At 75.0% G+C, this 12,736-nt stretch carries 9 protein-coding genes; 6 read left to right on the top strand and 3 right to left on the bottom strand.

All coding sequences use genetic code 11. From position 1 onward, the window contains the following. Positions 1 to 3,681 precede the first annotated feature (3,681 nt). From ACFHW0_RS01565 to ACFHW0_RS01555, 3 genes are read left to right on the top strand one after another with little or no spacing between them, the layout of a single operon-like run. Positions 3,682 to 4,533 (top strand): ABC transporter permease, encoded by an 852-nt coding sequence (locus ACFHW0_RS01565; protein ID WP_416604938.1) that lies wholly within the window; start codon positions 3,682 to 3,684, stop codon positions 4,531 to 4,533. After that, a complete protein-coding gene (locus ACFHW0_RS01560; RefSeq protein ID WP_416604937.1) occupies positions 4,526 to 5,341 on the top strand; it encodes an ABC transporter permease in 816 nt (271 codons plus the stop codon). Before ACFHW0_RS01565 ends, ACFHW0_RS01560 begins: the two co-directional genes overlap by 8 nt. Next, positions 5,338 to 6,300, top strand: a complete 963-nt coding sequence (locus ACFHW0_RS01555) for an ABC transporter ATP-binding protein (RefSeq protein WP_416604935.1) — start codon at positions 5,338 to 5,340, stop codon at positions 6,298 to 6,300. The genes ACFHW0_RS01560 and ACFHW0_RS01555 overlap by 4 nt, the downstream gene beginning before the upstream one ends. Positions 6,301 to 6,358: 58 nt before the next feature. On the opposite strand, the gene ACFHW0_RS01550 is transcribed toward ACFHW0_RS01555, so the two are convergent. The 3 genes from ACFHW0_RS01550 to nadA form a co-directional block, all read right to left on the bottom strand. Beyond that, positions 6,359 to 6,967: a DUF3043 domain-containing protein gene (locus tag ACFHW0_RS01550; protein WP_416604933.1), complete on the bottom strand. Its 609-nt coding sequence runs from the start codon at positions 6,965 to 6,967 to the stop codon at positions 6,359 to 6,361. Between the two features lie 73 nt (positions 6,968 to 7,040). Further along, complete coding sequence (gene murA / locus ACFHW0_RS01545; protein ID WP_393002027.1) at positions 7,041 to 8,396, bottom strand: UDP-N-acetylglucosamine 1-carboxyvinyltransferase; 1,356 nt, start codon at positions 8,394 to 8,396, stop codon at positions 7,041 to 7,043. 212 nt (positions 8,397 to 8,608) lie between these two features. Beyond that, positions 8,609 to 9,808, bottom strand: coding sequence for a quinolinate synthase NadA (nadA, locus tag ACFHW0_RS01540; protein WP_416604932.1), 1,200 nt, complete (start codon positions 9,806 to 9,808; stop codon positions 8,609 to 8,611). A 68-nt stretch (positions 9,809 to 9,876) separates the two neighbouring features. Between nadA and ACFHW0_RS01535 the strand changes: the two genes are divergently transcribed. The 3 genes from ACFHW0_RS01535 to ACFHW0_RS01525 all read left to right on the top strand — a co-directional run bounded on the left by ACFHW0_RS01535 (position 9,877) and on the right by ACFHW0_RS01525 (position 12,692). Next, on the top strand, positions 9,877 to 11,016 hold the full coding sequence (locus ACFHW0_RS01535) for a glycerate kinase (RefSeq protein ID WP_416605240.1): 1,140 nt from the start codon (positions 9,877 to 9,879) through the stop codon (positions 11,014 to 11,016). A gap of 163 nt (positions 11,017 to 11,179) precedes the next feature. Further along, complete coding sequence (gene erpA / locus ACFHW0_RS01530) at positions 11,180 to 11,548, top strand: iron-sulfur cluster insertion protein ErpA (protein WP_007072244.1); 369 nt, start codon at positions 11,180 to 11,182, stop codon at positions 11,546 to 11,548. A 169-nt stretch (positions 11,549 to 11,717) separates the two neighbouring features. After that, positions 11,718 to 12,692: a carbohydrate kinase family protein gene (locus tag ACFHW0_RS01525; RefSeq protein ID WP_416604930.1), complete on the top strand. Its 975-nt coding sequence runs from the start codon at positions 11,718 to 11,720 to the stop codon at positions 12,690 to 12,692. Positions 12,693 to 12,736: the final 44 nt, after the last annotated feature.

Here is a 12,736-nt window from a genome sequence, read left to right as displayed (position 1 = left end):
GCTGTGCCGCTGCCTTCGGGGCGGTTCCATCCGCCGCCACGGGATCGGCCACGGCCGGCTGTGCCTGGGCTGCTTCCGCCGGTGCTGCCGACACCGGGCGTACTACCGGCGCCGCAACGTCCGGGACCGACGGTGGCGCCGACACGGGCCGGGCAGGAGGCGCGGACACCGGGCGCGACGCGGATGATGCGGAGTCGGCCTCCCCGGGAGGTGCGGACGGAGCGGGCACGGGCGGCGCGGACGGGGTGGAGACGGGCGGCGTGGGCGCGTCGGAGATCGGCTGCTCCGGCGGCGGGGCGATCAGCGGCAGGTCCGCTGGCGCCGGCTCCCGAACGGTCGGTGGGACCGGAACGGAAGGCGCAGGGGACGTCAAGGCAGGCGCGGAGGTCGGACCGGGCACCGGGACGGGCACGGAAGGCGCCAGCCCAGCGGGCGAACCGTGTACCGGCTCGGGAAGGGCGGGTGCGGGCGGTGCCGGCGCTGTGGGCGACGGGGTCGGTACGACCGGTGGGCCGGACGCCGGCGGGACCGGTGCGGGGACCTCCGGGACGGCCCCGGTCGCCGGTTCGGGGTGGTCGTGAGCGGGCTCGGACGACGCGGCACCCTCTCCTACAGGATTCGGGACCGACGCGTAGGCGTCCCGGGTCGGCACCGCGTCTACGCCCGACCTGCTGTCGGGAGCCGACGCGCCGCCTGAAGCCACCGTGCCACTCGGTGTCGCCGTGCTGCTCGGTGCTGCCGTGCTGCTCGGAGCCGACCCGCCACTCGGTGCCGCCGTGCTCGGCGGTGCCGACGCGCCATTCGGTGCTGCCGTGTCGATGGGAGCCGACGCGCTGCGGGGAGTCGGCGTGCCGTTCGGGGTCTCCGTGCCGCCCGGGGTCGGCGTGGCGGTCGGGGGAGCGTCAGCCCGACCGGCGGGCTGCGCCTCCTCCGGCGTGACCGGGGGAGGGGGCACGGGCCGGGACGGTCGGAACCAGGCGTCCGGCCCGCTCGGCGTGGGTGCCTGGGGAGGCGGCGGGGCGGCCGGTGCGGGCGGGCCGCTCGGCGGTGGCGGGACGTACCGCCTGGGCCTGTCGGGCGCGATGGGCGCCTGCGCTGCCGGGACGTCCTGCCTGGCCGTGCCTGCGGCTGCCTGGTTCTCCGGCGAGCGGTGTGGCGCGGTCGGAGGGGTGGCGGACGGCCGCCCGGACGGCATGGGGGTCGGGGGCTGTGTCACGGACCGGGCCTCGCCGGGCCCGCCGCCCGGGTGCGGCGTCGGTGCGTCCGGGCGGGCCGGTGCTGGGCGTGCCGGAGCCGGACCGGGTACCGCGCCGGCTGTCGCCCGACCGGCCGTGTCGGCGGTCGTTTGCGAGGCCGGACCGGGTACCGCGCCGGCTGTCGCCTGCCGGGCCGGGTCGGAGGTCGCCTGCCCGGCCGGGTCGGCGGTCGTCGCCGGGGCCGGGCCGGACATCCTGCTGGCGGTCGCCTCCGGTGCCGGCAGGAACTCCAGGCGCAGTCGGGCGGCGGGAGGTGCCGAGACCGGCGTGGCGTCGTCCTTCGGGGCCGGGCGGGGCGTGTGGCCGGCGGGCGGGAGCGGTTCCCCGGGCGCAGTTCGGGCGCCGGCAGCCGGCGGCCCCTGCACCGGCACCGGCGGGGGCACGGGCACGCCGGAGACGGGGGCCGACGGGATGGGGGCAGGCGCGCCAGGGCGACCGGCGACAGGGGCGGGTGAGCCAGGCGCCGGCGTTCCCGGCCGCACGACGGCCGGGCCGGCGGGCGACACCGGGCGACCGACCACCGGATTAGCCGGGCGGTCGGCGGTCGGGCCCGCAGGCGACACCGGGGCCGGGGCGGGAGCCGCCGGCGACGGCCGCCCGGCGAGGGGGCCTGCGGGTGACACCGGTCCGGTGACCGGACCCGCAGGCGAGACGGGGCTGGCGGGCGACACCGGTCGTCCGTGGACCGGCGTGGTCGGGCCGGGCCGGTCGGAGCGCGGCAGGTCGCGGGCCGGCGCGGGGGAGACGGGGCGGCCCGGGAGCGGAACGTCCCCCGCCGGAGCCCGGAAGGCCGCCGGTCCGGGGGCCGGCGGGCCGGAGGTCGGGGCACCGTAGGTGGGGGATTGCGGCCGGTGGTCGTACCCGGGCGGGAACGGCCGAGTCGCGGCGTCCTCGGGGCGGGGGCGGTCGGCCGGTCGCCGGTGCTCGGGGCGGGGTTCGGCGCGCCGCGCCGCGTCCCGGTCGTGGCCGGGTCGCAGGGGACCGGGCGGCGGCCAGGGCAGGCCGCCGTCCTGCTGGGGGTGCCCCCGGTACGCCTCGGCCTCCCGATGGGCGTCCGGCCGGGCGACCCCGCGCGGACCCCGCTCCGGGTACGTCTCGGCACGCGCCGCCTCGTGCGCCCGCCGGCGATCGTCCGGCTCCTGCTGCCGCCGTTGGCCGTCCGGAGGCGGCTGCTGCCCGGCGGGAGCCCGGTCGGGGCGCGGCCACCCGTCGGCGGGTACGCCGGCCTCGCGGCCCCGCCCGCCGGAGCCGCGGTCCCACTGCGGCTCGGCGGAGCGCTCCGACTGCGGGGCGGGCGAACGCCCCCACTGGGAGTCGGCCGCACGCTCCCACTGCGGGCCGGAAGGGCGCTCCCACTGCCCGCCGGAGGAGCGCTCCCGCTGGCTGTCGAAGGGGCGTTCCCGCTGGCTGTCGGAGGGGCGGGGCTCCGGGGCCGGGGTCGCCCACTGGTAGCGGGGCCGACGCCCGTCGCCGTCGGACTGGCGGTCGTCGACGGTCTCCGCGCGACGATCGTGGCCGGAGGTCGCCGGGCGGTCGTGAGCGCGCCCGGTCCGGTGGTCCGGGCCCGGATCCGGCCGGCGGTCGTAGCCGGCGTCGGGGCGCTCGTACGCCGGGGGGCGGCGGGGCGGTGCGTCCTCGTCGGGCTCCGGGAGCCAGCCGGGCTCGGACCGGCCGGCGGGGGAGACGGGACGGTCCCGCCCGGCCGGCTCGTACCGGGGTGGGCGGGCGTCGTAGCGGTCGGGACCGGCGTGGTCGCGCTGCCGGGGGGAGTCGACGGGCCGGCCGGGGGCGTCGAACCCGCCCCGGTCGTTGCGGTGCGGCGGCTCCTGCCGGGGCGGCCACTGCCGGTCGTCCGGCCCGCGCGGCTCGGCGTGCGGGTGGCGGTACGACTCGTCGCCGTGCCGCCGCGCGTCGAGGCCGTCCGGCCGGCCGTTCCACGCGTCCTGCCGACCGGGCCGCCCGTCGGGCAGGTCGTCCCACGAGCGGCCGATGTAGGTCCCGTCCGGTTTGGTGGGCGCGAGCGGGGGCACCTCGGCCCGGCCCACGGCCGAGCGGCCCCGGGGCGCGTGTTCGACGCCCAGGTCGCCCGCGTAGCGCTGGCCGGGGAACTGCGGGTGCCACTCGGTGGTGGGCTCGATCATCCAGGCCGGTTCGGCGGCGTCGTGCCAGTGGTCGGAGTAGCGGCTCATCCGGTTGCCCCGTCGCCACGGAGGGTAGGCGGAACGCCCCGGGACCGCCGTCGGCGGGCGGGCGCGCCCGGGTGCCCGGCTGGCGTCCGTCCGCTCACGGCGGCGCCCCGGTGGCCGGCCCGCGTCCGCTCGCTCACGGCGATGTCACCTCGTTGCAAAATTGTCGCGCTGGGCGCTCCACGTGCCGGTAGAGTCGCCCCTCCGGTACGGCGTGGCTGCGGAAGGAGGGTAGCGGCGTGGGCTCGCTCACCGCCACTGTGGCACCGCCCACCGCCCCAAACGTTATCCTATGGTTCCGGACATTTAAGGCTATAACCGGATCAGGCTTCCGACGTTACGCCACGTACCGGCAGGCGTCGGTGGCGGGCGTCGTCACCAACACGGTCTTCGGCTTCCTGCGGTGCTACGTCCTGCTCGCGACGGTCGGCGCGGCCGGCACGGTGGCCGGGTACGACCGGGGGCAACTCGCCACCTTCGTCTGGGTGGGCCAGGGCCTGCTGGCGGTCGTCCTCCTCTGGGGGTGGACCGAGCTGGCCGACCGGATCCGCACCGGCGACATCGCCAGCGACCTGCTCCGGCCCGTGCACCCCGTGACCAGCCATCTCGCCGCCGACCTGGGCCGCGCCGGCCACGCCGCGCTGGTCCGGTTCCTGCCGCCGGTGCTGGTCGGGCCGCTCTTCTTCGAGGTCCACGTGCCCCGCCGCTGGTCCACCCTGCCGATCTTCGCGATCTCCGCCGTCCTCGCCGTGGTCCTCTGCTTCGGCTGTCGCTTCCTGGTCAACGCGACCGCGTACTGGTTGCAGGACGTCCGGGGGCCGGTGATCCTCTGGACCCTCGCCTCGGGGGTGCTCGCGGGGCTCTACTTCCCGCTGCGCTTCCTGCCGGAGTGGCTCCAACCCGTCCTCTGGTGGGGCACCCCCTTCCCGAGCCTGCTCCAGACCCCGCTCGACGTGCTGGTCGAGCGCGATCCGACCGGCGTCCAGGTCGGGCTGGTCGGCCTCCAGGTCGCCTGGGCGGTGCTGATCCTGACCGCCTGCCGGCTGGTGCAGCGCCGCGCGGAACGCCGCCTGGTGGTCCAGGGTGGCTGACGCGTCGGGCGGGACGCTGGCCGCGTACCGGGCGCTGCTCGGCGCGCAGGCGCGTGCGCAGACGGCGTACCGGACCTCGTTCGCGATCGACCTGGTCGGCAACGTCGGGTCCACCGTCCTCGACGTGCTCACCGTGCTGGTGATCTTCGGGGTGACGCGGGAGCTGGGCGGCTTCACGCTGCGCGAGACGATGGTGATGGTCGGCCTGTCGACCTGCGCCTTCGCCGTCGCCGACCTGCTGGTGGGCAACATCGAGCGGCTGCCCCGGTACGTGCGCACCGGGCTCTTCGACGCCGTGCTGGTCCGTCCGCTGGGCGCCCTGCCCCAGCTGCTGCTGATGGACCTGCCGCTGCGCAAGGTGTCGCGCGCGGTCTTCGGGCTCGTCGTGCTGGTCGTCGCCGTCGGCTCGGCCGGTGTCGCGTGGAGCCCGGCGCGGGCGTTGCTGGTGGTCCTCGCCCCGCTGGCCGGTGTGGTCTTCTTCGGGTCGGTCTTCGTGGCCACCGCCACCGTCTCGTTCTGGTGGGTCGACTCGGGGGAGCTGGCCAACTCGGTGACCTACGGCGGCCGGGACTTCACCTCGTACCCGGTCACCGTCTTCGAGGGCTGGTTCCGCGCGGTGTTCGCGTACGGCCTGGGCTTCGCCTTCGTCAGCTACCACCCGGCGCTGACACTGCTCGGCCGCGCCGACCCGCTCGGCCTGCCGGCGTGGGCCGGTTGGTCCTCGCCGGCCGTCGCGCTGGTCGCGGCCGCCGGGGCGGCGGTGGCCTGGCGCACCGGGGTCCGCCACTACCGGAGTACGGGGTCATGAGCGACGACGTCATCGTGGCCGACGGGCTGCGCAAGGAGTTCACCGTCCGGGTGCGGGCCGGCCGGCTGCGGCGGGAGAAGCGGCGGGTCACCGCCGTGGACGGGATCGACCTGCGGGTGTCCCGCGGCGAGATGCTCGGCTACATCGGGCCCAACGGCGCCGGCAAGTCGACCACGCTCAAGATGTTCACCGGCGTGCTGACGCCCTCCGCCGGCGAGGTACGCGTGTGCGGGCTGCGGCCGGTGGCCCAGCGGACCCGGCTCGCGCTGCGCGTCGGCGTGGTCTTCGGCCAGCGCTCGCAGCTCTGGTGGGACCTGCCGCTGGGCGACTCGTTCGCGCTGCTGCGGCACGTCTACCGGGTGCCGGCCGCCGCGCACGCCGCCCGGCTGCGCCGCTGCCGGAGCCTGCTCGACCTGGATCCGTTCCTGGACACCCCGGTCCGGCAGCTCTCCCTCGGGCAGCGCATGCGCGGCGAGCTGACCGCCGCCCTGCTGCACGGCCCGGAGGTGCTCTTCCTCGACGAGCCCACCATCGGCCTCGACGTGGTCAGCAAGCAGGCGGTCCGCGGCTTCCTCGCCGAGCTGGGCCGGACCGGGGACACGACGCTGGTGCTCACCACGCACGACCTGGCCGACATCGAGCGGCTCTGCCGGCGCCTGGTGGTGGTCGACCACGGTCGGGTGGTGCACGACGGGTCGATCGCCGCGCTGCACGAGCGGTACGGGTCGCGCCGGCTGCTCGTCGCCGACCTCGACGCCCCGCTGCCCGAGCCGCCGGTGCTGCCCGGCGCGCCGTTGCAGCGGCAGGAGGCCGACGGGCACCGGCTGGCCTTCGCGCTGGAGACGGCGGGGGTGGCCGAGGTGGTGGCGGCCCTGGCCGGGCTGGGCGCGCTGCGGGACGTCTCGATCGTCGAGCCGGACATCGAGGACGTGGTGACCCGGCTCTACCGCAGCCGCTGACGCCGTGACGGCGACGGCCCCTCACCGCCGTGCGGGAGGGGCCGTCGGTGCGGCAGGCTCAGACCGGGTCGCCGATGTCGACCCGGGGCGCGGGGGCGCGCATCCGGCGGAACGTGATCGACCGCATGATGGCGTAGAGGTAGAGCGAGCCCATCCGCTGCCCGGTGTTCGGGAAACGCTCCCGGACCAGCTTGCGGATCTTGCGCGAGATCAGGATCGAGTCGACCACCACGCCCAGGGCGAGCGCGCCCCAGAGGATGTTGGAGACCAGGCGGACGACCGGCGGCATCGCGGCGTTCGAGCCGATCAGCACGATCAGCGCCCCACCGAAGAACCAGGTGCCGACCGTACGCCGGGAGTCGACCACGTTGCGGGCCAGCAGCCGCTCCGGGCCGCGGTCGCGGGGCCCGCCCTCACGGCGGAACTCCTCCGCCGCCTCGGCGCGCAGCCGGCGCTTGCGCTCCCGCTGCTCCTCCTTGGTCAACGGCTTGGTGGCCGCGGCCGGCCGGCGGCCGGCGGTCGGCCGCTTCGGGGTGGCCTTGCCCAGCTCCTTCTTGCTCGGGGTGTAGCCCCGGGGCTGGGCGGGCGTGGACTCCTCGTCGGGGGTCACCGGGGTGACGGCCTCGTCGACGAGGTCGGAGGACTTGCGGCGAAACAGCGACGGCACGCGGAAAGGGTAGCCAAACGACGGCGCCCGGTGCACATCGCGGTGCACCGGGCGCGTACGGGGGTGGTCGACGTTACGGACGCTCGACGTGCGCGCCCAGGTCCGCCAGCTTCGCCTCGAAGTCCTCGTAGCCCCGGTTGATCAGGTCCACGCCGTAGACCCGGGAGGTGCCCTCGGCGGCCAGCGCGGCGATCAGGTGGCTGAAACCGGCCCGCAGGTCGGGGATGACCAGGTCGGCGGCGTGCAGCTTGCTCGGCCCCGCGATCACCGCCGAGTGCTTGAAGTTGCGCCGGCCGAAGCGGCACGGCGTGCCGCCCAGGCAGTCCCGGTAGACCTGGATGTTGGCGCCCATCGAGTTGAGCGCCTCGGTGTAGCCCAGCCGCTGCTCGTAGACCGTCTCGTGGACGATGGACAGGCCCCGGGCCTGGGTGAGCGCCACCACCAGCGGCTGCTGCCAGTCGGTCATGAAGCCCGGGTGCACGTCGGTCTCCAGCGCCACCGACCGCAGCTCGCCGCCCGGGTGCCAGAACCGGATCCCGCCCTCCTGGCCCGGGTCGCCCAGCTTCGGCGGCCGGGCGTCGGTGACCTCGTACTCGCCGCCGACGGAACGGAAGATGTTCAGGAAGGTCATCATGTCGGCCTGCTGCGCGCCGAGCACCTCGACGTGGCCACGGGTGGCCAGCGCCGCCGCGGCCCAGCTCGCGGCCTCGATCCGGTCCGGGATCGGCCGGTGCGTGTAGCCGTGCAGCCTCGGCACGCCCTGGATCTCGATGACCCGGTCGGTGTGCACCTTGATGATCGCGCCCATCTTCTGCAGGATGCAGATCAGGTCGATGATCTCCGGCTCCACCGCGGCGTTGCGCAGCTCGGTGACGCCCTCGGCCATCACGGCCGTGAGCAGCACCTGCTCGGTCGCGCCGACGCTCGGGTACGGCAGGGCGAACTTGGTGCCGTGCAGCCCGTTCGGCGCCGACAGGTGCAGCCCCTCCGGGGTCTTCTCGACCGTCGCGCCGAACTCCCGCAGCGCCTGGAGGTGGAAGTCGATCGGGCGCGGCCCGATGTGGCAGCCCCCCAGGTCGGGGATGAACGCGTGGCCGAGGCGGTGCAGCAGCGGCCCGCAGAACAGGATCGGGATCCGGCTGGAGCCCGCGTGCACGTTGATCTGGTCCGTGCTGGCGCTCTCCACGTTCGCCGGGTCGAAGACGAGCTCGCCGTCCTCCCCGCCGTCGGTGACCTTGACGCCGTGCAGGCCGAGCAGGCCCCGGACCACCTCGACGTCGCGGATCTTCGGCACGTCGAACAGTCGGCTCGGGCTGTCACCCAGCAGCGCGGCGACCATCGCCTTCGAGACCAGGTTCTTCGCGCCGCGCACGCGGATCCGCCCTTCGAGCGGAGTACCTCCGTGTACGACCAGGACGTCGTCGGTCAACGCAACCTCCAGCGCGTCGGTGCTGCCGTGTTGATGGTGGGGCTCGCGATTGTCATCGCTACCCGGAATGCGGCCATGTCGAAACGGCCCGCGTGAGTCGTCGCACCGGCAGCATAGCCCTCGGTGACGATCATGGACCCGGTCACATCGCCCCTGAGGGTACTTATCGGCGATCCGACCCTTTTCCGTGCCAATGCCGCTACGGAGGGTGATCAGCTCGCTGCCGGCGGCGGGGTGTCGGCCCCGGGCAGGGCCAGCATCTTCTCCAGCGCCACCCGGGCATGGTGCGCGGTGTCCGGGTCGACGGTGATCTGGTTGACCAGCCGGCCGGCCACCAGTTCCTCCAGCGCCCAGACCAGGTGGGGCAGGTCGATCCGGTTCATGGTCGAGCAGTAGCAGACGGCCTTGTCCAGGAACATGACCTGCTTGTCCGGGTGGGCCAGCGCGAGCCGGCGGACCAGGTTCAGCTCGGTGCCCACCGCCCAGGCCGAGCCGGCCGGGGCCGCCTCGATGGCCTTGATGATGTATTCCGTCGAACCGACGAAGTCGGCGGCGTTGACCACCTCGTGCCGGCACTCCGGGTGGACCAGCACGTTCACCCCCGGCACCCGCTCCCGCACGTCGTTGACGCTGTCCAGCGTGAAGCGGCCGTGCACCGAGCAGTGCCCGCGCCACAGGATCATCCGCGCGTCGCGCAGCTGCTCCGGGGTGAGCCCGCCGTTCGGCTTGTGCGGGTCGTAGAGGACGCAGTCGTCCAGCGAGAAGCCCATCTCCAGCACCGCCGTGTTGCGGCCCAGGTGCTGGTCGGGGAAGAAGAAGACCTTCGACCCCTGCTGGTACGCCCACTCCAACGCCCGCTTCGCGTTCGACGAGGTGCAGACCACGCCGCCGTTGCGCCCGACGAAGCCCTTGATGTCCGCCGAGGAGTTCATGTACGTCACCGGGACGGTCTCCGCCGCGATGCCCAGTTCGGTGAGCACGTCCCAGGCGGTCTCGACCTGCGACAGCACCGCCATGTCCGCCATCGAGCAGCCGGCGGCCAGGTCGGGCAGGATGACCTTCTGCGCGTCCGAGGTGAGGATGTCGGCGCTCTCGGCCATGAAGTGCACGCCGCAGAAGACGATGTACTCCGCGTCGGGCCGGGCCGCCGCCTCGCGGGCCAGCTTGAACGAGTCGCCGGTCACGTCGGCGAACTGGATCACCTCGTCGCGCTGGTAGTGGTGCCCCAGCACGAAGACCTTGCTGCCCAGCGCCGCCTTCGCCGCCGTCGCCCGGGCCACCAGGTCCGGGTCGCTGGGCGCCGGCAGGTCACCCGGACACTCGACGCCGCGCTCCGTGGCGGGGTCGCTGCCCCGGCCGAGCAGCAGCAGTGCCGTCGCGGTGTTGGAGGGTTCCACCCAGGTCGAAGTCACGTGCCCCATGGTCCCACAGTGCGGCCTCGGCGCAGCCTCCACCGGTGTGTGCTGCCACACTGCTCGACATGCGCGTGCTGCTCTGTCCGGACAAGTTCGCCGGTACCCTGCCGGCCCCGCAGGTCGCCGAGGCCGTGGCCACCGGCTGGCGGGAGGTCGCGCCCGGCGACGACCTGCTCGTCCGGCCCCTGTCGGACGGTGGGCCGGGCTTCCTCGACGTGCTCTCCGACGCCCTCGGCGGGCGCCGGATCCCGGTGCCGACCGTCGACCCGCTGGGCCGCCCGGCGGCCGGTGAGATCCTGCTCACCGACGGCGGTGCGACCGCCTGGCTGGAGAGCGCCCAGGCGTGCGGGCTGCACCTGCTCGACGCGGACGAGCGGGACCCGAAGACCACCTCCTCGTACGGGCTGGGGGTGCTGGTGGCCGCCGCCGTGGAGGCCGGTGCCCGGACGGTCGTGATCGGGCTGGGCGGCTCCGGCACCAACGACGGCGGCGCGGGCATGCTCACCGCGCTCGGCGTGACCCCGCTGGACGCCACCGGCCAGGCACTGCCGTACGGCGGGGCCGCGCTCGGCGCGGTGGACGCCCTCGACGGCGCGCCCCGGCTGCGCGACGCCCGCCTGGTGGCCGCCACCGACGTGGACAACCCGCTGCTCGGGCTGCACGGGGCCAGCAACGTGTTCGGCCCGCAGAAGGGCGCCGACCGGGCCGACGTGCTGCTGCTCGACGCCGCGCTGGAGCGTTTCGCCGCCGTGCTGGAGCGGGACCTGCCCAGCTGTCCCGAACGGCTGGGCGCGCTGCCCGGCGGAGGCGCGGCCGGCGGGCTGGGCGCGGCCGTCCTGGCGCTGGGCGGGCACTGCGAGTCGGGCATCGGCCTGGTCACCCGGGCGATCGGGCTGGACGTCACGCTCGACGCGGTCGACCTGGTGATCACCGGGGAGGGCTCGTTCGACCACCAGTCGCTGCGCGGCAAGGTGGTGGCCGGGGTAGCCGGCGCCGCCCGGGACCGGGGCGTGCCCTGCGTGGTGGTGGCGGGCCGGGTGAGCACCGGCCGGCGGGAGGCCGGGGCGGCCGGGGTGACCGACGCGTACAGCCTGGTGGAGCACTTCGGGGGCGAGGAACGCGGCGGGCTGGCCGCCGCGATGGAGCGCCCCGCCGAGGGGCTGCGGGCGCTCGGCACCCGCCTCGCCCGGCAGTGGAGCCGCTGACCACGCCCCCTGCCCGGGCACACCGGGCGGCGGCCCTGGTCACGCCGAACGGGTGGGGCCGGCCGTGGCGGCGTACCATCGGATCTGGACCACACCGGGAATGGCTGGGCGACAGGAGATGTTGGCCAGTTCGTCCGGACCCAACCGCGCAGGGAGATTTCACGTGACCACGCCAGCGCAGACCGAGTCGACCGAGGCCAAGGCCCCCACGTCCGTCGTCCTCACCGACGTCGCGGCGCAGAAGGTCAAGGCCCTGATCGAGCAGGAAGGCCGCGACGACCTGCGGCTCCGGGTCGCCGTGCAGCCGGGTGGCTGCTCCGGCCTGCGGTACCAGCTCTTCTTCGACGAGCGGTCGCTCGACGGTGACGTCGTCACCGACTACGACGGGGTCGAGGTCGTCGTCGACCGGATGAGCGCCCCCTACCTGACCGGCGCCACCATCGACTTCGCCGACCGGATCGACGCCCAGGGCTTCACCATCGACAACCCCAACGCGGGCAACTCCTGCGCCTGCGGTGACTCGTTCAGCTGAGCCAGACCTCCGCTGACCACGGCGGGGCCGTCCTCCGGGGCGGCCCCGCCGTCGTTCTGCGGCCGGGAACGGGCCGTCGGGAAGGTGACCCGGGGCCGACCGACCGGTCATCCTGAGGGGGCCGGGCCGGTAGGCTGACCGGCGCCCTGCTCCCGACCCCGAGGTTGACATGAAGATCGCCGTGACCGGCTCGATCGCCACCGACCATCTGATGAGCTTCCCCGGTCGCTTCGCCGACCAGTTCCTCGCCGACCAGCTGCACAAGGTCTCGCTCTCCTTCCTGGTGGACGACCTGGTGCTGCGGCGCGGCGGGGTGGCGGCCAACATCGCCTTCGGCATGGGGCAGCTCGGCCTGCGCCCGGTGCTGGTCGGCGCGGTCGGCGCGGACTTCGCCGACTACCGCTCCTGGCTGGAGCGGCACGGCGTCGACTGCGACTCGGTGCACGTCAGCGAGGTGGCGCACACCGCCCGGTTCGTCTGCACCACGGACACCGACATGTGCCAGATCGCCTCGTTCTACGCCGGGGCCATGAGCGAGGCCCGCAACATCGAGCTGGCGCCGGTGGCCCGCCGCCTCGACGGGCTGGACCTGGTCCTGGTCGGCGCGAACGACCCGGAGGCGATGCTGCGGCACTCGGCCGAGTGCCGGGAGCGCGGCTACCGGTTCGCCGCCGACCCGTCGCAGCAGCTCGCCCGCATGGAGGGCGAGGACGTCGTCGCGCTGATCGAGGGCGCCGAGTACCTGATGACCAACGACTACGAGAAGTCGCTGCTGCAGAGCAAGGCCGGGCTGACCGACGCGCAGCTGCTCGACCGGGTCAAGGTGCGCGTCACGACGCTGGGCAAGCACGGGGTGGAGATCGCCGGGCGGGACTTCGACCCGATCCACGTGCCGATCGCGCGGGAGACCCAGGCGGTCGACCCGACCGGCGTCGGCGACGGGTTCCGGGCCGGCTTCTTCACCGCGCTCTCCTGGGGGCTCGGGCTGGAGCGGGCCGCCCAGGTCGGCTCCCTGCTCGCCACGCTGGTGCTGGAGACCGTCGGCACGCAGGAGTACGAGGTCCGCCGCGACCTGTTCGTCAAGCGCCTGGCCGAGTCGTACGGGGACGTCGCCGCCGAGGACGTCCGCCCGCACCTGGTGTGACACCGGCGCCTGTCGTGTCCGCCGGGCCGCCGGGGGTGGACAGG

This window comes from Micromonospora sp. LOL_025, from assembly GCF_048060285.1.
Lineage (GTDB): Bacteria > Actinomycetota > Actinomycetes > Mycobacteriales > Micromonosporaceae > Micromonospora.
This window is presented reverse-complemented; position numbering and strand designations above follow the sequence as displayed.

Coding starts and splice junctions, on each gene's coding strand:
- ACFHW0_RS01555 (WP_416604935.1), top strand. CDS start 5,338: ATGAGCGACGACGTCATCGTGGCCGACGGGCTGCGCAAGGAGTTCACC.
- ACFHW0_RS01535 (WP_416605240.1), top strand. CDS start 9,877: ATGCGCGTGCTGCTCTGTCCGGACAAGTTCGCCGGTACCCTGCCGGCC.
- ACFHW0_RS01525 (WP_416604930.1), top strand. CDS start 11,718: ATGAAGATCGCCGTGACCGGCTCGATCGCCACCGACCATCTGATGAGC.